Origin of the sequence: Azorhizobium sp. AG788, assembly GCF_943371865.1 — a bacterium.
Taxonomy (GTDB): domain Bacteria; phylum Pseudomonadota; class Alphaproteobacteria; order Rhizobiales; family Xanthobacteraceae; genus Azorhizobium.
Map to the genome: position 1 here is coordinate 37,897 of NZ_CALRWL010000020.1, position 19,414 is coordinate 57,310.

A 19,414-nucleotide genomic window follows, 5' to 3' on the forward strand; every position below is an offset into this window, starting at 1 on the left:
CAAGGCGTCGCAACCACTCGCGTGGCTTGCTGTCGCGTGGCTTGCTGCCGCGTCACTTGCCACTGCCATGTCCTCCTCGCCACACGGCGTTCGGTCCTGCCGCGCCGCAAAATGATCCACTCTGGCGCAATCGCATCGGCAGAGATCCTGGTCGCCGCAGCACAGCATGCACTGCGCCTATGGACGATTAGCAAGATTGCATTGGACGGCACCTTTCGCACTGCATCAGATACCGCCTGTGGCGCATCCTCGCCACCTGCGGGGGCGCGTGGCATGCACCGCCGGCTCGCCATTTCCGCAGCCGGTGGTTAGGTGCAATGCAGTAAATGGACGGCAGCATCGCCAATAAAAGTCAATTTCTCCAAACGATGACGACCCGCGAAAGATATGTCACCCCGATGTGTATTGGGACAAACCGGTCTGTTCCATATCGGAACTGAATTCTATCGGCTTAAGGGTTCTGCATCTTTCCGGGTGCTCTCGCCAAAGCTAACGTCTCTTCATCGGTTTCCGTGTTTGAACCGAGGCCGATGGTCAAACCATGCAAAGGTGAATGATGGCTAAGACCACAACGATCAATTGGGCCTGGGGTGCGAATGCGGTGATTGCGTTCGATCCTGCGGTCGATATTTTGGACTTCGGCTGGTTCCAGGCAGAGCAGTTTGTGATCACCGAGGTCAACGGCTCCGTTGTGATCTCCATTCCCTCGAACAATCAGACCTATACGCTCGCTGGCGTCAGCCTGTCGGCGCTGTCGCTGGCCAACATCGCCGCCAAGGATTCGTCCGCCCTGAGCGAGTGGACGACGGCTTTGAGTGCACTCCCATCGGACCCCGGCAGCGGCACCGGGCAGACGGGGGGCGAGTCCGGCAGCGGGTCGGGCAGCGGTACGGGCGGCGCCTCCGGTGGCACCACCGGCGGAACCGGGGCCGGGGACGGCGCGGCCACCGTGACGACCATCAACTGGGCCTGGGGAACGGACACCATCCTCCAATTCGAGCCGGGGCGTGACACGCTGGATTTCGGCTGGTTCTCCGCCGACAATTTCACCATCAGCGAAGTGAACGGGTCGGTGGTGGTCTCCATTCCCACCAATCACCAGACCTACACCCTGGCCGGCGTCGCGCTGGCGGATCTGACCCTCGCCAACATTTCCGCCAAGGACGTCGGCGCGCTGGCCGAGTGGACCAGCGCGCTTTCCGCCGGCACCGGCACCGGCACCGGCACCGGCACGGGCACGGGGAGCGGTGGAAGCACGGGCGGGGATAGCGGTGGGTCTAGCGGTGGCAGCACCGGCGGCAGTTCAGGAGGGAGTACGGGCGGTTCGACGGGCGGCAGCACCGGCAGCGGCACCGGCGAGGCCGCCTATGCCCAGGCCTGGAGTGCCGGGACCGTCTACGTGGCCGGCGACCTCGCCGCCGTGGGCGGATCGGTCTATGAGGCCAATTGGTGGACCCAGGGCACGGATCCCGCCAGCCATAGCGGCGCCGTGGGCAGCGGCAATGTCTGGAGCTTTGTGGGCTATCTGGATTCGACGCCGGTGGTGCCCAGCGCGCCAGAGGATCTGTTCGCCACCAACGTCACCGACACATCCGCGGTGCTGATCTGGGATGCGGCCAGCGTGAATGGCGCCGGCACCGTTTCCAGCTATCAGATCTATGAGAATGGGGTGCTGATCGCCACCACGTCCGACACCTATTTCAAGGTGGCGGGGCTCGGGGCAGCCACCAGCTACGCCTTCACGGTGGTTGCGGTTGACGAGGCGGGGGCATCGCCGCAGGCGCATCCGATCACCGTCACCACCGATCCCGCTGGAAGCGTGCATACGGATCAGACCTATTCGCCCTACATCGACATGTCGCTGACCACGAGCCAGGATCTCATGGCCGTGGCCCGCGCCTCCGGCGTGACCGACTTCACGTTGGCCTTCGTGCTCAGCTCCGGCCACGACACCATCGGCTGGGGCGGCACTGGGACCATCGCCAATGACACCTTGTCCAATGGCAGCACGATCCACGACCAGGTGGCTGCGCTCCAGGCCATTGGTGGGGACATCACCATCTCGTTCGGCGGTGCCAATGGCCAGGAAGCGGCGTTGACCTTCAGCGATGCCACAACCCTGACCCAGGCGTATCAGTCGGTCATCGACACCTATCATGTGAACAAGCTCGACTTCGATATCGAAGGCTCGGCCCTGCCCAACACCGCGGCCAATCATCTGCGCGACCAGGCCCTGGTGGCTCTGGACGCGGCCAATCCGGACCTGGAGATTTCCTTCACCTTGCCGGTGCTCACCGATGGCCTGACCCATGACGGCCTCAACATCCTGAAGCAGGCGATCGCCGATGGCGTTCATGTGGACGTGGTGAACATCATGGCGATGGACTACGGGGCCTATGCGGATACGGGCGACATGGGCGATGACGCCATCTCGGCGGCACAGGCGACTCTTGCTCAGTTGAAGGTGCTCGGGCTTGATGCGAAGCTGGGCGTCACGGTGATGATCGGCATCAATGACGTGCAGAGCGAAGTTTTCACGCTGGAAGATGCGCACCAGCTGCTGGATTACGCGCAGGGCAACGAGGATATAGCGGGCCTGTCCATCTGGTCGGTGGGCCGGGACAATGCCAGTTCCATTGGCTATGTGTCGCCCACCAGCAGCGGCATTGCCCAGATGGAGTACGAATTCAGCCAGATCTTCGGGCATATCTGAAGGCCGGCTGCACCAGTCACCGACTGCGCCCTGGGGCATGCCGCCCCTGGGGCGCGGTTGGTGAGGCGAAACACGGGCGCGCCCTGCGAAACATCGCAGCGCTCCAAGGTTCCGCCAATGACATGGGAGGCGTAGGCAATGGCAAAAACGGTAACCCTGCACGGCGGCGAAGCCGTGCCCGCCCTGGGACAAGGCACTTGGCTACTGGGTGAACAGAGCGAGCGGCGCCGCGAGGAAATCGAGACCCTGCGGGAGGGGATCGAGCGCGGGCTCACCTTGATCGATACCGCCGAGATGTATGGCGACGGCAGTTGCGAGGAGATGGTCGGCGAGGCGCTGTCCGACGGCTGGCGCGAGAAGGTGTTCCTGGTCAGCAAGGTCTATCCGCACAATGCCAGCCTCAAGGGCGTGCAGGAGGCCTGCGAGCGGTCTCTCAAGCGCCTGAAGACCGATCATCTCGACCTCTACCTGCTGCATTGGATGGGCGATCACCCCATCAACCAGACCATCGCCGGCTTCGAGGCGCTCCAGCGGGCCGGAAAGATCCGCCGCTGGGGCGTCAGCAATATCGACACGGATTATCTGGAAGAGATGATCGATGCCGGCGGCACCGAGTGTGCGGTCAATCAGATCCTCTACAATGTCAGCCGCCGCGGCGTGGAATTCGATCTGATGCCGTTCCAGTCCAAGCTGGGGCTGCCCTTCATGGCTTACAGCCCGATCGAGCAGGGCCGCTTGCCGCGGAACGGCGCCCTGGCCAAGGTGGCCGACAAGCACGGGGTGGACCCCTATCAGGTGGCCCTGGCCTGGGTGATGCGCCGGCCGGATGTCATCGCCATTCCGAAGGCATCGACCAAGGCGCATGTCATCGCCAATGCGGCGGCGCGCGATATCGTGCTCGATGCGGAGGATCTGGCGGCAATCGACGTGGCGTTTCCACCCCCGCGCCGGAAGCAAAGCCTCGAAATGCTCTGAGACGCCGGACGACATCCGGACGCCGATAAAAGGCCGCTCCCACGACACCCGTCGCGGGAGCCGCCGAAGGCGGGGGGATCATCAAGCCGGTGCCGGCTCAGGCGGTGGGCACGCCTTCAGCGGAAACCTGGGGCTGCCCGGCAGCCTCCGCGGGCAAGGCGCGCGCGATCAGCACCGCATCCACGTCCGGCACCTCCTGCTTGAGGTGGGCTTCCATCCGCGCCAGCACGTCCGAAACGTCCGCGATGCTGCGGGTGGGATCGAAGCCGACGGTGATTTCCACATGGGCGACATTGCCGGAGCGCCGTGTGCGCATGGACAGAAGCGCATCATAGGAATTGAAGAAGGCGGCCAGGGTGCGGTTGACCTTCAGCTGCACCGGCTCGCTCAACGCCCGGTCCAGCAGGTCGGGCAAAGCGGTGCGGACCATGGACACCCCGACCACCGCCATGAACGCCGCGCCCACGAGGCCGCCGATGCTGTCGGCGGTGCGCGCCACCACCGGATCATGGGCAACCGCATCAATGATGACGCAGACCACCACGGGAAACGAGGCCACAGCCTTGGCGATGTGCGCGCGCAACTGGGCCTGCACGATCATCGAGCCGCCGGTGCGATTGGCGCGCCATAGCGGCAGGATCGGGCCGGCATTGACGAGGAAATTATAGATCACCATGAGGATCGCCACGGTGGCCCACACCTCGCTCTTGGGTTCACCGCCCCCTTGGGTCAGCGCGCGATAAGCGATGAAGGCGGCGGCCATCACCAGCAGGACGCCGACCACCAGCCCGATGCCGCGCTCCAGCTTGCCGATGCCGTATTCATAGCCCGCGATGCGGCCGCGATGCAGCTGTCGCAGCGTGTGCAGGGAGACGATGGCCACCACCAGCAGCAGGACGCCGCGCAGCAGGTCCGACAACATGGACAGCGAGCCGATGATCAAAGCCGCGGCGCCATAGGGGATTGCCAGGCTCAGGTCCAGCAGGATGGCGATGAGGATCGCCCGCTCTTCCCGGCGCTCCTGGGCATTGGGCGTGCGCAGGTCGGCGCTGGGATGGCTCATCGCTCGGGTCCGGGGCCGCGCAGCAGAAGCCGGTCGCCGCGGACTTCGAAGCTCTCCAGCCGCGACAGGAAGCTCATGCCGAGGAGTGGCGTGCGCAACATGCCCGCCGGGGCGACCAGGGCCGGAACGCGCCGCTCCACGATCCCGCCGACGGTCACCCGGTCCAGCACCACGGCGGCGGCCCTGGTGCGGCCATTGGCGGTGTCCACGGGAACGTCGTATTTCAGGAAGTCCACCGGCAAACCGGCGGCGCGCGCGGCTTCCAGCGTCAGCACCACCGAGGAGGCGCCGGTATCCAGCAGCATGGGGACGGTGGCCTCATTGATGCCGACGCGCACGGCGAAGTCTCCGTCGGCGGCCCGCGTCACCTCCACGGTGAGCGCCGCCCCCGGCAGGTTGAGAGCATAGCCGGGAATCAATTGCCCGACCACGCGTTCCGCCACTTGGATCAGTGGCCCGCGATAGGTGTAGCCAACCGCCAGCACCGCTCCCAGCAGGACCCAGAACAGCGCGGCGAGGAGGGCCTCGCCGATCCGCCCGCGGACGATGGACCACGCAATGGCGCCCACCAGGATCAGCAGCGGCACCTGGTAGGTGAGGCTGCCGAATTGGTTCAGGTCCATGCCCGCCACTGTGCCCTGCTCATGGTGAACCGCCAGAACAACCACGGCCCCGAGCACACCGATCAGCAGCATCCACAGAAAACGGTCGCTGCGCATGGAATCAGTCCGCGAAGGCGTCGGGGTTCTGTGCCCGAAGGCGGGCGAGGCGCTCTGGGAGCGCGGCCATCACGGCGTCCCGGCGCTGCGCCGAAAAGCCCACCCAGCCGCCGATTTCCTGCAGCGAGCGGCCGCAACCAATGCACAGACTGCTGATCGGATCGACCACACAAACCTTGATGCAGGGGGAGGGAATCGGCACGGGGCTCTCGGGCATGGGGTGTGGCCGGATCAGGAGACCCGCGCGAACATAAGCACCGCCAGCAGGAAGGCAATCTCCGTGACTTGCTGGGTTGCACCGGCCACGTCTCCGGTCTGCCCGCCGATCATGCGGCGCGAGAGCCTGGTCATGACGAACAGCCCCCCCAGCGTTGCCCCCAGCCCCGCCAGGGTTGCGGCCACACCGAGGCTCGGGACCACTGCCACCGCGGCCAGCAACGCGCCCATGAGGCCGGCCTTGCCGGCGGCATCGGGTCCGGGCTGGCCGGCGGCGGCGGACGCGCCATCGGTGCGGGCAGGGGGCAGGAATTCAAGCAGGAGAAGACCCGCAGCGCGGGACAGGGCTGCCGCCGCCACCAGGGCGAGCGCGGTTCGCACCGCTCCGGCACTCACAAGAAGCGCCTGCAGCAGGGCCACACGCAGCAGCAGGGACAGCATCAGCGCGCAGGCGCCATAGGTGCCGATCCGGCTGTCGCGCATGATTTCCAGCCGCCGCAGCCGGCTGGCGCCGCCGCCGAAACCATCGGCCGTGTCCGCGAGGCCATCTTCGTGCAGCGCACCGGTCACCAGCACCAGTGCCGTCACGGCGAGGGCCACGGACACCAGGGGGGGAAGCGCGAGGGCGTGCCCAACCAGAAGAATCACGCCACCGATCGCCCCGATCACCGCACCGGCCACTGGCACCGCATAGGCGATGCGGCGCAGGGACGGGGCGGCGAACGGGTCCGCGTCATCCGCCGACACCGGGATCGGCAGACGAGAATAGAAGCGCAGCGCCGCGCTGGTGTCCTGGACAATCCGATGTCGCCGCATGGGCCGTTTTGCTCTCCGATGGCGTCCGAATGGCTGCCGCGTCTCGACTTGCGCCCGCAGAGCGCGCGCACGCCCACAGCGCGGATTGGGTCGGACGACGGCCTTCCGGCACCGTGAGGGTGGATCTTCAAGCCCTGCCTGTGCCCCCGTCCTTGGGAACCTGATTTGCCGGGCCGGTCAAGGGGAGGCGCCGGTCCCGTCACGGCGCGTTTGCATTCGTGCGCTTCGCCGGTATAGTCCCGCCGCTTCGGCAGGGACCGCCACGCTGGCCCGGTCCGCCCCATTCCTTTAGACAAAAACGAGGCTACAATGTTCATATCGCCCGCTTTCGCTCAAGGCGCTTCGGCTGCCGGTGGCGGGACAGACATGCTCATTCAGCTCGCGCCGTTCGTGCTGATCTTTGTGGTGATGTACTTCTTGATTCTGCGTCCGCAGCAGAAGCGGGCCAAGGATCATCGCGAAATGGTGAACTCCCTGCGCCGCGGTGACGTGGTGGTCACCGCCGGCGGCCTGGTGGGCAAAGTGGCCCGCGTGGTGGATGATGCCGAGATCGAGCTTCAGATCGCCGACAATGTGAAGGTGCGCCAGCTCCGTTCGCAGATTTCGACGGTTCGGGCCAAGGGCGAGCCCGCCAAGGACGAGTCGGCCGCCTGAGGCCCGTGAACCGTAAGAACTGATAAACCGACGATGCTGCACTTCTCCAGGCTAAAGACGGCGCTGATCCTTGTGATCACCGCGCTCGGAATTCTGTTCGCCGTCCCCAACCTGCTGCCGGCGTCGGTTTTGCAGGTCCTGCCCACTTGGCTGGCCTCCAGCCGGGTGACGTTGGGCCTCGACTTGCAGGGCGGCTCCCACATCCTGCTGGAAGTGGATGCCTCCGCCCTGAAGAAGGAGCGCACGGAGCAGGTGCGCGACGAGATCCGCCGCGTCCTGCGCGAGCAGAAAATCGGCTACACCGGCCTCACCATTCGCGACACCACGGTGCAGTTGCGGTTGCGGGATCCCAACGACACCCAGAACGCGCTGACCGAACTGCGCAAGCTGGCGACGCCCCTGACCAACTCGATTCTGGGCGGCAGCACCGGCGAGAGCGACATGACGGTCGCCAGCGCCGCCGACGGCCAGATCAATGTGAGCCTCACCGAGGCGGGCCTCAATGCCCGCATCCGCTCGGCGGTGGACCAGTCCATCGAGATCATCCGTCGCCGCATCGATCAGCTCGGGACCACCGAGCCCACCATCCAGCGGCAGGGTGCGGACCGCATTCTGGTGCAGGTGCCCGGGCTTCAGGACCCGCAGCGGCTGAAGGCCCTCCTGGGTCAGACCGCCAAGCTGTCGTTCCGCATGGTCGATCAGTCCATGTCGCCGCAGCAGGCGCTGGAAGGCCGGCCGCCGTCGGATTCCGAAGTGCTGCAATCCGCCGACGGCGCGCCGTATCTGGTGGAAAAGCAGGTGCGTGTGTCCGGTGAGGATCTGGTGGATGCCCAGCCGGGCTTCGAACAGACCACCCGCCAGCCCATCGTCAGCTTCCGGTTCAATGCCAATGGCGCCCGGCGGTTTGCCGCCACCACCCAGGATGCGGTGGGTCGCCCGTTCGCCATTGTCCTCGACAACCAGGTGATCTCCGCTCCGGTGATCCGCGAGCCGATCCTCGGCGGTTCGGGGCAGATCTCCGGCTCCTTCACCGTGCAGCAGGCCAACGATCTGGCCATCCTGCTGCGCGCCGGCGCGTTGCCGGCCCCGCTGAAGGTGGTGGAAGAGCGCACCGTCGGCCCCAGCCTGGGGCAGGATTCCATCCACGCCGGAAAGGTGGCTGCTGTCGTTGCCGCAGTGCTGGTGGCGGTGTTCATGCTGGCGGTCTACGGCCTGTTCGGCATGTTCGCCCTGATTGCCTTGGCGGTTCACATCACCTTGATGTTCGCCTTGCAGTCGCTGCTGGGGGCCACATTGACGCTGCCGGGCATCGCTGGCGTGGTCCTGACCATCGGCATGGCGGTGGACTCCAACGTCGTGATCTTCGAGCGCATCCGCGACGAAGCCCGCGAAGGCCGCTCGGCCATCGCCGCCATCGACAAGGGGTTCTCATTCGCGCTGGGCACTATCCTCGACGCCAACCTCACCTCGCTGGCCACCGCCGTGATCCTGTTCCTGCTGGGTGGCTCCGGCCCCGTGCGCGGGTTCGCCGTCACTTACATCCTCGGCCTGTTGACCACCGTGTTCACCGCTTACACCTTGACGCGCCTCATGATCGCCTGGTGGGTGAAGTGGCAGCGCCCGGCCAAGCTGCCCATCTGAAAGTGCGCCGCTCATGCCTCTGATTCACTATATCCCGGCGCAGACCCACATCGGCTTCATGCGGCTGCGCCGCGTGTCGTTCGCGTTCTCCGCTGCCATGACCTTGTTCGCCGTGTTCATGTTTGGCACGGTGGGGTTCAACCTCGGCATCGACTTCCGCGGCGGCACGCTCATCGAGGCGCAGTCGGCGCAGAACGCCGCCGACCTCGGTGCGCTGCGTGAGCAACTCACCGACAGCGATCTCGGCGATGTGCAGATCCAGGAGTTCGGATCCCCGCGCGACGTGATGATCCGCGTCGGTCGCACCGGCGAGAATGACGCCGCCCAACAGGCGATCGTTGAGAAGGTCCGCACCGCGCTCGGCGCCGATTATACGGTGCGCCGGGTTGAGACGGTGGGGCCGAGCGTCTCCTCCGAACTGGTGCGCCAGTCGATCCTGGCCCTGGTGCTGGGTGCGGTGGTGGTGCTGATCTATCTGTGGTTCCGCTTCGAATGGCAGTTTGCCGTCGGCGCGCTGGTGACCACGGCGCACGATATTTTCGTCACCTTGATGATCTATTCGGTGCTGGGGCTGGATTTCGATCTGACGTCCATCGCCGCCATCCTGACCATCATGGGCTACTCGCTGAACGATACGGTGGTGGTCTACGACCGTATCCGCGAGATGCTGCGGCGCTACAAGAAGATGCCGCTGCCGGAACTGCTGGACGTGTCGGTGAACGCGACCTTCTCGCGGACCATCATCGTGTCCCTGACCACCTTCCTGGCCACCATGGCGCTGTATTTCTTCGGCGGCGAAGTCCTGCGCGGCTTCTCGCTGGCCATGGCGGTGGGCGTCATCATCGGCACCTATTCCACCATCTTCGTGGCGGCGCCGATCCTGATCCATCTGGGCCTGCGCAGTTCGACGGTGCTTCCTCCCGATGCGGTGGAGGTGGACGACGAGCCGGTTGCAGAGACGCCGGCTCTTGCGCCGCCCGCCCCGACGCCACCCACGCCCGCCCGGACCAGCGCCGGGCGTGGCAAGAAGGGGTCCGGCGGTCCGCGACCGGCGAAAGCCTGAGGGGACGGCGGTGACCGATCCCTCGGGCGCCCCCTTCCTGCCGCGGCAGGTGGCCATTGATGGCTACGGGCCGCAGTTCTTCCATTTCCATGGCATGTCCCATACTGGGTCGATCCTCGCCCTGCCCAGCGGCATTCGCCCCTGGGGGGTGGAGACCTTTGCCGCGGTCGACCGGGCGGCGCTGGCGCCAATCCTGGCGGAGGCGAAGGCGTTCGAGCTGCTGTTCATCGGGACGGGGCGTGATCCCGCTCATCTGCCGGAACCGCTGAAGGCGGCGCTGCGGCAGGTGGGGCTGAGGTTTGAGCTGATGCCGACAGCGGCAGCGGCTGCTACCTATAACGTCCTGCTGGCCGAGGGGCGGCTGGTGGGCGCGGCGTTGATCGCCTTGTGATCGCGCTCTGCGCGTCTCCCATGGAAAGGGCCTGAGCGCGCATGTCCTCGCTTCCTCCCGATTTCGGCACGCCGCGCGACCCCGCCTCCATTCCGGCCCTGGCCAGCGATTACGCCTATTGTGCCGAACTGGTGCGGGCGCAGGATCGCGACCGCTTCCTGGCGGCCCTGTTCGCCCCGGCTGCGGCACGGCCACACCTTCTGGCGCTCTATGCCTATAATGTGGAAATCGCCCGCGTGCGGGAGGTGGTGCGTGAGGCATTGCCCGGCGAAGTGCGCCTGCAATGGTGGCGGGAACTGATCGAAGGGCATGGCCGGGGCGAGGTCACCGGCCACCCGGTGGCCAGCGCCTTGCTGGACACGCTGCGGCAGAAGGCCTTGCCCCGCGGCGCGCTGCTCAACATGGTCGAGGCGCGGGTGTTCGATCTCTATGACGACGCCATGCCCAGCCTGAACGATCTGGAGGGCTATGCGGGCGAAACCGCATCGGCTTTGCTGCAGCTCTCGGCGCATATTCTCGCCGGCGGGCCGCGCCCGGCCCTGGCGGATGCCTGCGGCCATGGCGGGGTGGCCATCGCGCTGACGGGGCTGATGCGGGCGCTGCCGGTGCATGCGGCGCGGGGGCAGTGCTTTCTGCCAGCGGATCTTCTGGCGCGGCACGGGGCCAGCCGCGAGGAGGTGGTCGCGCGCAAGGCGACGGCCGGCGTTTTGGCGGTTCTGGCGGACCTGAGACAGCGAGCGACCCGGCATCTGCAACAGGCCCATGAGGCCCTCGCCGGTGTCGACCGTGACGCGGCGCCGGCGTTCCTGACCCTGGCGCTGGTGCCCGGCGATCTCCACGCCCTGGCGCGGGCGAAGGATCCCTTCAAGCGAATCGCCGGCCTCTCGCCCCTCTGGCGGCAGTGGACCTTGTGGCGGGCTGCGCGGGCGTCCGCGCGCACCTGAAACGCGCGACTGACGCCTGCGACCCGCGGCGCGTCTAAGCCGCGGGGCGGGTGATGCGATCGGTCAGGTTCAACCGACCGCGCGCGATGTCGGCGACCAGGAGGCGGGTCGCCTCGTCCCCGGCGAGGGCATCCAGCATCTCGATCTGGTTGCGGGCCACCAGCAGCAGCAGATCATCCCGCACCGTTTCGTCCAGGGCACGCGGCAGCCGCGACACCTGCTGGAGATGGTCCAGGTGCGGACGATCCGGCAAAGCGTGGGCCAGATGCTGGCGCAAGGCCTCGTCGCTGACCTTGGTGGTGGTCTCCACGAAGGCATAGAGCCCGACCTTGCCGCCCAAGGTCTGGAAATCCGCCATATGGACGTCGCTGACCGACGGATGGCCCGACAGGGCGGCGGCGATGCGTGGGGCCACCTGCGTCACCCGCGGGCCGCGGCCCTCGGTGTCGGAATAAGACATGAGCCGGCGGGTGACGAAGCGATAGACCCGCTTGCCGGTGGCCATCCAGGTGCGGGTGATGATGCTCTTGGTGGCGAGCATCTGGCGCTCGCGGGGGGTGAGGGCGGCGGGGCAATAGGTGCGCTTGTGCTTCAGCAGATGGCGCAGGTCTTCGTAGGCCAGCACCCGCCCCAGCTTCCAGCGGCGGGAAATGGGTAGCGCCAGCTGGAAATCCATCAGCCAGGCTTCACCATCGGCGCCGCGCAGCCAATTCTGCTGCTTGGCCAGATCATTATGGGCATAACCAGCCCGGTGCAGGATGCGCAAAGCGGCACGGGCGGAATGGAAGAAATGCTCATCCCCGGTGGGACGGGCGATCTGCAACGGCACGCCGTCGATCCAGCCGCGCACCAGGAAGCGCCGGCCCACCGCCAGCAGGGGCGTGGTCACGCCGGTGGACGTGACCTGCTCCAGCGCATTGATCTCGAACTGCGCCAGCCGCGCCGCCAGCAAGGCGAACCAGGGCGACACCTCGTTCCACCGCCGGCGCACGGCAGGATGGGCAGTCCCATTCCGGTCGATCCAGGTGCCACGCTCGACGGTGGAGAACACGTCGCGCTTGAGCACCGTATCGACGGTAAAGCGGGCGAAGTCCGCCCGGTGCTCGACCGGCGGAACGGAGCGGTGCGGGGTGCGCATGGGGCCTCTTAAGCCGCCGACGCGGGGCTGTCGAGCCACGCATCCATATGGGCCAGCGCCCGGGCGGCCAGGAGCCGCTTCTTGGCCTGGGACTTCTCCGCCCCGCGCAGGCGCTTGCCCGGCTCGGCCTTGGGGCCGACCTCGAGGGGCGGGAACAGGCCGAAGTTCACATTCATGGGCTGGAACGAGCGCGGTCCCGCATCCAGCGTCTCGATGTGGCCGCCGGTGATGTGGGCCAGCAACGCTCCATGGGCGGTGGTGACCGGGGGCGGCGAGAAGGCTTCGCCGCGGCGCTCGGCGGCGGCAAAGCGCCCGGCCATGAGGCCAACGGCAGCGCTTTCCACATAGCCTTCGCAGCCGGTGATCTGGCCGGCAAAGCGCAGGCGCGGATCGGCATTCAGGCGCAAGGTGCCGTCGAGCAGCCGCGGCGAATTGAGATAGGTGTTGCGGTGCAGGCCGCCCAGGCGGGCGAACTCGGCATTCTCCAGCCCGGGAATGGTGCGGAACACCCGGACCTGATCGCCATGGCGCATCTTGGTCTGGAAGCCGACCATATTATAAAGCGTGCCGAGCTTGTTGTCCTGGCGCAGCTGGATGATGGCGTGGGCCTTCACCGTGGGATTGTGCGGGTTGGTCAGGCCCACGGGCTTCAGAGGCCCGAAGCGCATGGTCTCGCGGCCGCGCTCGGCCATCACTTCCACCGGCAGGCAGCCGTCGAAATAGGGCGTGGCTTTCTCGAAGTCCCGCTGGGCCACCTTCTCGGCGCCTAGCAGCGCATCCACGAAGGCTTCGTATTGGTCCTTGTCCAGCGGGCAGTTGATATAGTCGGCGCCATTGCCGCCCGGTCCCACCTTGTCGTAGCGCGACTGGAACCAGGCCTTGGACATGTCGATGCTGTCGAAATGCACGATGGGGGCGATGGCATCGAAGAAGGCGAGGGCGGTTTCTCCGGTCAACCCCAGCACCGCCTCGGCCAGCGCCGGCGAGGTGAGGGGGCCGGTGGCGATGATCACCTTGTCCCAGTCCGCCGGGGGCAGGCCGGTGATTTCCTCGCGCCGGATCTCCACCAAGGGATGATCCTCCAGCGCCTGGGTGACCGCCTGCGAGAAGCCGTCGCGATCCACCGCCAGCGCGCCACCGGCGGGAACCTGGTTGGCATCGGCGCAGCGCAGAATCAGCGAGCCGGCACGGCGCATCTCCGCATGCAGCACGCCCACCGCATTGGTTTCGGGATCATCGGAGCGGAAGGAATTGGAGCAGACCAGTTCGGCGAGGCCGTCGGTGTGGTGGGCTTCGGTGCCGCGCACCGGGCGCATTTCATGCAGCACCACCGGAACGCCGCGCTCGGCTGCCTGGAAGGCCGCCTCAGCGCCGGCAAGTCCGCCGCCGATCACGTGGATCGGGTCGAAAGGCAATTGGCTCATGCATCCTCACCTGAGCGGACCAACCGGCGGATCTCAGCGCCTGCGGCGCACCCCTGCCGGAGCCGCGCGCCCTCGCGCAGTGTCCGTTCCGGTTCTGTGCCCGATCCCGCCCGCCGCATCAAGTTAGCGAGCGTCCTGAAACGAAAATGGCCCCCGATGGGGGCCACGTTCGAAACCAGCTCATGTCCGGGCGCCGAAGCGTCCGGTCGCTGATCAAGCCGCCAGATGAGCTGCGTGATGCGCGATCGAGCGGATCTCGCTGCGGGACACATTGATGTCGCTCAGCGTGCGGTCGTCCAGCTGCGAGAGTTCGGCAACGGTGCGATTGTAGGCATTCCAACGACGCACCTGGCGAGCGATATAACCCCAGATCAACATTTTCAGTCTCCTTACCAGAGCCCTTCCGGCCCAGGTCATGTTCTGGAGCTGTAGATAGCCCTAAGCGGGTCAGCGCCCAAGGCAGATTGATGCATTGCAGCATTGCATGCGCTGCATATAGGCGTCATTGGATCGCAATCATTTATCAATGCTCTCTCCATAGGCAGCGATAACTTGGAATGCCTGGAAAGAAAGCCGCCTTTGCCCAAGGCATGGCGCGAAATGAGGCGCTTTCGAGCAATATCCGTAAGTATCTGAAAACGTGAGAGTTATGCGGAATTAGCGCCGCTGACGACGGAACGCGCAGGTCGTTTGCATACATCCAAAATGGACCGATCGGACTCGGAACACTCCACCCCATTCGCCTTTTGGTGAGATGGGTGCGGTGCAGTCGAGGGATATTCGCACCTGCGGCAAAATTGCATGACTGGGCTGCAAGCGCCCGGAGGGGCCTTTTCCGCCATTGTCTGGGGGCGGCGGCGGAGCCGTGCCCGTCGCGCCGCCTTGGAATCGAAGCGGATGGCCATGGCCTGGCTGCTCATTGGGGCACCGTTCTGCCCATCGGGTCATCGCGTCCGGGGCTTTCCAAGGCGCGCGGCATCGGGCGCGGTTGATCCTGTGCGTGCCCCTTCCCCCGCTTACATCCCCGATGGCGGCGGATCACCGCCGACGACACGCCGCCGGCGTGGCCGCGATTCTCCACATGCCTTCAACGCCCGAAGGTGCCATCCGCAGCATGATCGACGGCTGACGATGGGGTCCCACAGGCCGCGCCGCCTCCCGTGCCGTGGGGACGGGACACGATGCACGGCATCCCTCAGCGACATGGCCGGGCGCTTTCAGGCCCTGCAGCCGCTCCCGCCTTGCGCTGCGCGGCCCCGCGCACTGCCGGCGGCGGCACGGGATGGGGGAGTCGCGAGCGACTACTCGGCCGCTTGCGACTTGCCGGCCGCCGGCAGCTTGCGCTTCTTCATCGGCCGACGGGCCAGAACCTCCGCCAGGAAGTGCCCGGTGTGGGAGCGCTTCTCCTTGGCGATGGTCTCCGGTGGTCCGCGCGCCACGATCTCCCCGCCGCCGTCACCGCCTTCGGGCCCAAGGTCGATCACCCAGTCCGAGGTCTTGATGACTTCGAGATTGTGCTCGATCACCGCCACCGTATTGCCCTGGTCCACCAGTTCGTGCAGCACGTCCAGCAGCTTGGCCACGTCATGGAAATGCAGGCCGGTGGTGGGCTCGTCGAGAATATAGAGCGTGCGGCCCGTGGCGCGCTTGGACAGTTCCTTGGCCAGCTTCACCCGCTGGGCCTCGCCGCCGGACAAGGTGGTGGCCTGCTGCCCCACCTTCACATAGCCCAGCCCCACCCGCGCCAGCGTTTCCAGCTTGTCGCGCACGCTGGGCACCGCCTTGAAGAATTCGGCGCCCTCATCGACCGTCATGTCCAGCACATCGGCGATGGACTTGTTCCGGAACATCACTTCCAGCGTCTCGCGATTGTAGCGTTTGCCCTTGCAGACGTCGCAGGTGACATAGACGTCCGGCAGGAAGTGCATCTCGATCTTGATGACGCCGTCGCCCTGGCAGGCTTCGCACCTCCCGCCCTTCACATTGAAGGAGAAGCGGCCGGGGCCATAGCCGCGCGCCTTGGCTTCCGGCAGGCCGGAGAACCATTCGCGCATGGGCGTGAACGCGCCCGTATAGGTGGCCGGGTTGGAGCGCGGCGTGCGGCCGATGGGCGACTGGTCGATGTCGATGACCTTGTCCAGATGCTCCAATCCCTCGAGCTTGTCGAACGGGGCAGGGGCGTCATGGGCATTGTTCAGGCGCCGGGCCACCGCCTTGTAGAGCGTGTCGATGAGCAGCGTGGACTTGCCGCCGCCGGAGACCCCGGTCACCGAAGTGAACAGGCCCAGCGGGATTTCCGCCGTCACATTCTTCAGATTGTTGCCACGCGCGCCGAAGAGCTTCAGCATCTTGCGCGGGTCGGGCTTGCGCCGGGTGGGCGTGTTCACCGCCAGTTCGCCGGTGAGATACTTGCCCGTCAGCGAGGCCGGATTGGCGAGAATCTCCGCCGGTGTGCCCTGGGCCACGATACGTCCGCCATGGATGCCGGCACCGGGGCCCACGTCCACCACATAATCGGCGGCGAGGATGGCGTCCTCGTCATGTTCCACCACGATGACGGTGTTGCCCAGATCCCGCAGCCGCTTCAGCGTCTCCAGCAGCCGGGCATTGTCGCGCTGGTGCAGGCCGATGGACGGCTCGTCCAGCACATAGAGCACGCCGGACAGGCCCGAGCCGATCTGTGAGGCCAGGCGAATGCGCTGGCTCTCGCCACCGGACAGCGTCCCCGAGGCGCGCCCGAGCGTGAGGTACTCGAGGCCCACATCCATCAGGAAGCGCAGCCGATCGCGGATCTCCTTCAAGATGCGCGCGGCAATCTCATTCTGCTTGGCATTGAGTTCGCCCGGCAGCGCCTCGAACCAGTCGCTGGCGCCGCGCACGGAGAGTTCGCCGATCTGCGCGATATGCTTCATCGCCACTTTCACAGCGAGCGCTTCCGGCTTCAGCCGGTAGCCGGCGCACACCTTGCAGGGCACGGTGGAGAAATATTTCGAGATTTCCTCGCGCGCCCAATCGCTCTCGGTCTCGCGCCAGCGGCGATCGAGATTGCGCACGATGCCTTCGAAGGTCTTGGTGGTCTCATAGGCCCGCAGGCCATCGTCATAGGAAAAGGCGATCTGCTCCTCGCCGGAGCCGAACAGGATCACCTCGCGGGCCTTCTCCGGCAAATCGGCGAACGGCACGGTCAGCTTGAACTTATAGTGCTTGGCCAGCGCCTCCAGCGTCTGCCCATAATAAGGCGACGTGCTCTTGGCCCAGGGCGCCAGCGCCCCCTGCTTCAGGGTGCGGGAGCGATCCGGCACCACCAGATCCGGATCGATGGTCTGCTCCACCCCGAGGCCATCGCAGGCCGGGCAGGCGCCGAACGGATTATTGAACGAGAACAGCCGCGGCTCGATCTCCGGAATGGTGAAGCCCGACACGGGGCAGGCGAACTTCTCCGAGAAGATCACCCGGCGGGGCGTGCCGTCCGGCTCCTTCTCGTCGGCGAATTCCACGAAGGCGATGCCGTCGGCCAGCCCCAGGGCGGTCTCGAAACTGTCGGCAAGGCGCGCCGCGATGTCCCCGCGCACCACCACCCGGTCCACCACCACGTCGATATCGTGCTTCAGCTTCTTGTCGAGCGGCGGCGCCTCGGCAATTTCGTGGAACGCACCGTCGATCTTGACCCGCTGGAACCCCTTCTTGAGGAACTCCGCCAGCTCCTTGCGGTATTCGCCTTTGCGACCCCGAACCACGGGCGCAAGGATATAGAGCCGCGCGCCTTCCGGCAGGGCCAGGGTGCGATCCACCATCTGCGAGACCGTCTGGCTCTCGATGGGCAGGCCGGTGGCCGGGGAATAGGGAATGCCCGCGCGCGCCCACAGCAGGCGCATATAGTCATAGATCTCGGTGACGGTGCCGACGGTGGAGCGCGGGTTCTTCGAGGTGGTCTTCTGCTCGATGGAGATGGCGGGCGACAGACCATCGATCTGGTCGACGTCCGGCTTCTGCATCATCTCCAGAAACTGGCGCGCGTAAGCCGAAAGGCTTTCCACATAGCGCCGCTGGCCTTCCGCATAGATGGTGTCGAAGGCGAGCGAGGACTTTCCCGAACCCGACAATCCGGTGAACACCACGAGGCTGTCGCGGGGGACGTCCAGGTCGACGTTCTTGAGATTATGCTCCCGTGCGCCGCGCACGGACAGCATCCGTGCATCGCGGCGGGCTGCGGGGGCGCTGACGGCGCGGGCAGAAGGCTTGCGATCGCTCATGTCACTCGCGCTTGGGATGGCGGGCATGCCCGCAGAATGAGGGAAAATCGGGCCGCGCCCGGTTTGCAATATACGCCATACGGCGCTGGAAGCGGGATAAGTTCGCACGTTCGAGACCGCTCCCCGCAGATGCCTAGGCTAGCGGGGCGCAGCGTCCGCGCACACAGATTACGGACCACAACCGGTGATGGATGACCCCAGGGCCACGGGCGCACCCACCCCGCTGCGGCCGGACTGACACATGCCCGTCCTTTCACCCTCGATCAGCCCCATCGGATTCCCCCATCAAGCGCATGGCTGTCATTTAGGATGCCGCGTGCGCTGCAACAGGGAACATATCAAGAACGATGTCACTGGGCCAGTAAAAAAGCGTGCATATCACCCTTGCCTCAGGGTGGGATCGCATTTAGAACATAACAAGAACTTCTGTGTTCCTTTTTGGTGGACAAGCCGTTCAGGCCGCTCGCGTCCCGGCGCGGGACGGCTACGGTGCCCCATCCGGCGCCCGCGGGCGCCATCCTGGCCGCCGCGCAGCGACGGTCGCGACCAATGACCTGAGAGCGGAGACCGTTATGGCCGGCAGCGTCAACAAGGTGATCCTGATCGGCAATCTCGGCCGAGACCCGGAAGTGCGTGCGTTCCAGAATGGCGGCCGGGTGTGCAACCTGCGCATCGCCACCTCGGAAACCTGGCGCGACAAGGCGTCCGGTGAGCGCCGCGAGCGCACCGAGTGGCATTCGGTGGCGATCTTCAACGAAAACCTCGTGGGTGTGGCCGAGCGCTTCCTGAAGAAGGGCTCGAAAGTCTACATCGAGGGCCAGCTTGAGACCCGCAAGGCCACGGATCAGCAGGGGCAGGAAAAGTATTTCACCGAAGTGGTGCTGCGCCCCTACCGGGGTGAACTCACCTTGCTGGATGGTCGCACCGGTGGCGGCGGCGGGAGCGAGGGCGGCGACGATTATGCCGGCGGCGGCAACGACTTCGGCTCCTCCAGCCCCATGAGCGGTGGCGGCGGCGGTGGTGGTGGCGGCAGTTACGGCGGGGGCCGTTCCGGTGGCGCGAGCAGTGGCGGCGCGCCCAGCGGACGGGCCGGCGGTGGCGGGGCGCGTCCTTCCGATGACATGGACGACGAAATTCCGTTCTGAGCGCGACTGATCTTCGCAAAGACGGGCGGGCGCCCTCGGCGTCGCCCGTCGTCTTTCCGAGCCGCCGCAGCGACGTTTCGGTTCGCCGGGCCCTGCCTGCCTTCGGCGTCCGCATCGGTTGCTGCGGTGCCGAGCCGCGTGCGCAGCAGGGTGGCGTCGTCCGACGGTAGACCGGTGCATTATCGTCAGAAGAACAGATTGCGAACAAAGAACAAATGAGGTACAAAATTCGAGCGCGTATTTCTCTTGCGCCAGGCAC

The 19,414-nt window shown here is 66.1% G+C and carries 16 protein-coding genes; 8 read left to right on the forward strand and 8 right to left on the reverse strand.

From position 1 onward, the window contains the following. Positions 1 to 556 precede the first annotated feature (556 nt). Together AAG816_RS13485 and AAG816_RS13490 are read left to right on the forward strand one after the other, a co-directional pair. Positions 557 to 2,713 (forward strand): glycosyl hydrolase family 18 protein, encoded by a 2,157-nt coding sequence (locus AAG816_RS13485; RefSeq protein WP_341990161.1) that lies wholly within the window; start codon positions 557 to 559, stop codon positions 2,711 to 2,713. A 138-nt stretch (positions 2,714 to 2,851) separates the two neighbouring features. Then, a complete protein-coding gene (locus AAG816_RS13490; RefSeq protein WP_341990162.1) occupies positions 2,852 to 3,688 on the forward strand; it encodes an aldo/keto reductase in 837 nt (278 codons plus the stop codon). A gap of 97 nt (positions 3,689 to 3,785) precedes the next feature. Here the strand turns inward: AAG816_RS13490 and AAG816_RS13495 are convergent, their stop codons facing one another. From AAG816_RS13495 to cobS, 4 genes are read right to left on the reverse strand one after another with little or no spacing between them, the layout of a single operon-like run. After that, entirely contained in the window at positions 3,786 to 4,751 is a 966-nt protein-coding gene (locus AAG816_RS13495) for a cation transporter (protein ID WP_341990163.1), read from the reverse strand. Beyond that, positions 4,748 to 5,470, reverse strand: a complete 723-nt coding sequence (locus AAG816_RS13500; protein ID WP_341990164.1) for a TIGR02281 family clan AA aspartic protease — start codon at positions 5,468 to 5,470, stop codon at positions 4,748 to 4,750. Before AAG816_RS13500 ends, AAG816_RS13495 begins: the two co-directional genes overlap by 4 nt. A gap of 4 nt (positions 5,471 to 5,474) precedes the next feature. Next, complete coding sequence (locus AAG816_RS13505; RefSeq protein WP_341990165.1) at positions 5,475 to 5,687, reverse strand: DUF1289 domain-containing protein; 213 nt, start codon at positions 5,685 to 5,687, stop codon at positions 5,475 to 5,477. A 14-nt stretch (positions 5,688 to 5,701) separates the two neighbouring features. Next, positions 5,702 to 6,502 (reverse strand): adenosylcobinamide-GDP ribazoletransferase, encoded by an 801-nt coding sequence (cobS, locus tag AAG816_RS13510; protein WP_341990166.1) that lies wholly within the window; start codon positions 6,500 to 6,502, stop codon positions 5,702 to 5,704. Between the two features lie 309 nt (positions 6,503 to 6,811). Between cobS and yajC the strand changes: the two genes are divergently transcribed. The 5 genes from yajC to AAG816_RS13535 are packed head-to-tail and all read left to right on the forward strand — an operon-like array spanning position 6,812 to position 11,195. Continuing rightward, complete coding sequence (gene yajC, locus AAG816_RS13515; protein ID WP_341990167.1) at positions 6,812 to 7,156, forward strand: preprotein translocase subunit YajC; 345 nt, start codon at positions 6,812 to 6,814, stop codon at positions 7,154 to 7,156. A gap of 33 nt (positions 7,157 to 7,189) precedes the next feature. Continuing rightward, positions 7,190 to 8,797 (forward strand): protein translocase subunit SecD, encoded by a 1,608-nt coding sequence (gene secD / locus AAG816_RS13520; protein ID WP_341990168.1) that lies wholly within the window; start codon positions 7,190 to 7,192, stop codon positions 8,795 to 8,797. A gap of 13 nt (positions 8,798 to 8,810) precedes the next feature. Next, on the forward strand, positions 8,811 to 9,860 hold the full coding sequence (gene secF / locus AAG816_RS13525; protein ID WP_341990169.1) for a protein translocase subunit SecF: 1,050 nt from the start codon (positions 8,811 to 8,813) through the stop codon (positions 9,858 to 9,860). A gap of 10 nt (positions 9,861 to 9,870) precedes the next feature. After that, a complete protein-coding gene (locus AAG816_RS13530) occupies positions 9,871 to 10,251 on the forward strand; it encodes an Mth938-like domain-containing protein (RefSeq protein ID WP_341990170.1) in 381 nt (126 codons plus the stop codon). A 41-nt stretch (positions 10,252 to 10,292) separates the two neighbouring features. Beyond that, positions 10,293 to 11,195, forward strand: coding sequence for a phytoene/squalene synthase family protein (locus tag AAG816_RS13535; RefSeq protein ID WP_341990171.1), 903 nt, complete (start codon positions 10,293 to 10,295; stop codon positions 11,193 to 11,195). Between the two features lie 34 nt (positions 11,196 to 11,229). Here AAG816_RS13535 and AAG816_RS13540 read toward each other — a convergent pair whose 3' ends face one another. From AAG816_RS13540 to uvrA, 4 genes are all read right to left on the reverse strand, one after another. Then, a complete protein-coding gene (locus AAG816_RS13540; protein ID WP_341990172.1) occupies positions 11,230 to 12,333 on the reverse strand; it encodes a serine/threonine protein kinase in 1,104 nt (367 codons plus the stop codon). Between the two features lie 8 nt (positions 12,334 to 12,341). Continuing rightward, positions 12,342 to 13,757, reverse strand: coding sequence for a methylenetetrahydrofolate--tRNA-(uracil(54)-C(5))-methyltransferase (FADH(2)-oxidizing) TrmFO (gene trmFO / locus AAG816_RS13545; RefSeq protein ID WP_341990173.1), 1,416 nt, complete (start codon positions 13,755 to 13,757; stop codon positions 12,342 to 12,344). Positions 13,758 to 13,970: 213 nt separating this feature from the next. Beyond that, the gene (locus tag AAG816_RS13550) at positions 13,971 to 14,135 is read right to left on the reverse strand and encodes a DUF1127 domain-containing protein (RefSeq protein ID WP_341990174.1); all 165 of its coding nucleotides are present in this window, start codon (positions 14,133 to 14,135) and stop codon (positions 13,971 to 13,973) included. Between the two features lie 923 nt (positions 14,136 to 15,058). Then, on the reverse strand, positions 15,059 to 18,010 hold the full coding sequence (gene uvrA, locus AAG816_RS13555; RefSeq protein ID WP_341990175.1) for an excinuclease ABC subunit UvrA: 2,952 nt from the start codon (positions 18,008 to 18,010) through the stop codon (positions 15,059 to 15,061). 572 nt (positions 18,011 to 18,582) lie between these two features. Here uvrA and ssb point away from each other — a divergent pair. Further along, positions 18,583 to 19,155: a single-stranded DNA-binding protein gene (gene ssb, locus AAG816_RS13560; RefSeq protein ID WP_341990176.1), complete on the forward strand. Its 573-nt coding sequence runs from the start codon at positions 18,583 to 18,585 to the stop codon at positions 19,153 to 19,155. The last annotated feature ends 259 nt before the right edge of the window (positions 19,156 to 19,414 follow it).

Coding starts and splice junctions, on each gene's coding strand:
- AAG816_RS13485 (WP_341990161.1), top strand. CDS start 557: ATGGCTAAGACCACAACGATCAATTGGGCCTGGGGTGCGAATGCGGTG.
- AAG816_RS13490 (WP_341990162.1), top strand. CDS start 2,852: ATGGCAAAAACGGTAACCCTGCACGGCGGCGAAGCCGTGCCCGCCCTG.
- AAG816_RS13495 (WP_341990163.1), bottom strand. CDS start 4,751: ATGAGCCATCCCAGCGCCGACCTGCGCACGCCCAATGCCCAGGAGCGC.
- AAG816_RS13500 (WP_341990164.1), bottom strand. CDS start 5,470: ATGCGCAGCGACCGTTTTCTGTGGATGCTGCTGATCGGTGTGCTCGGG.
- AAG816_RS13505 (WP_341990165.1), bottom strand. CDS start 5,687: ATGCCCGAGAGCCCCGTGCCGATTCCCTCCCCCTGCATCAAGGTTTGT.
- cobS (WP_341990166.1), bottom strand. CDS start 6,502: ATGCGGCGACATCGGATTGTCCAGGACACCAGCGCGGCGCTGCGCTTC.
- yajC (WP_341990167.1), top strand. CDS start 6,812: ATGTTCATATCGCCCGCTTTCGCTCAAGGCGCTTCGGCTGCCGGTGGC.
- secD (WP_341990168.1), top strand. CDS start 7,190: ATGCTGCACTTCTCCAGGCTAAAGACGGCGCTGATCCTTGTGATCACC.
- secF (WP_341990169.1), top strand. CDS start 8,811: ATGCCTCTGATTCACTATATCCCGGCGCAGACCCACATCGGCTTCATG.
- AAG816_RS13535 (WP_341990171.1), top strand. CDS start 10,293: ATGTCCTCGCTTCCTCCCGATTTCGGCACGCCGCGCGACCCCGCCTCC.
- AAG816_RS13540 (WP_341990172.1), bottom strand. CDS start 12,333: ATGCGCACCCCGCACCGCTCCGTTCCGCCGGTCGAGCACCGGGCGGAC.
- trmFO (WP_341990173.1), bottom strand. CDS start 13,757: ATGAGCCAATTGCCTTTCGACCCGATCCACGTGATCGGCGGCGGACTT.
- AAG816_RS13550 (WP_341990174.1), bottom strand. CDS start 14,135: ATGTTGATCTGGGGTTATATCGCTCGCCAGGTGCGTCGTTGGAATGCC.
- uvrA (WP_341990175.1), bottom strand. CDS start 18,010: ATGAGCGATCGCAAGCCTTCTGCCCGCGCCGTCAGCGCCCCCGCAGCC.
- ssb (WP_341990176.1), top strand. CDS start 18,583: ATGGCCGGCAGCGTCAACAAGGTGATCCTGATCGGCAATCTCGGCCGA.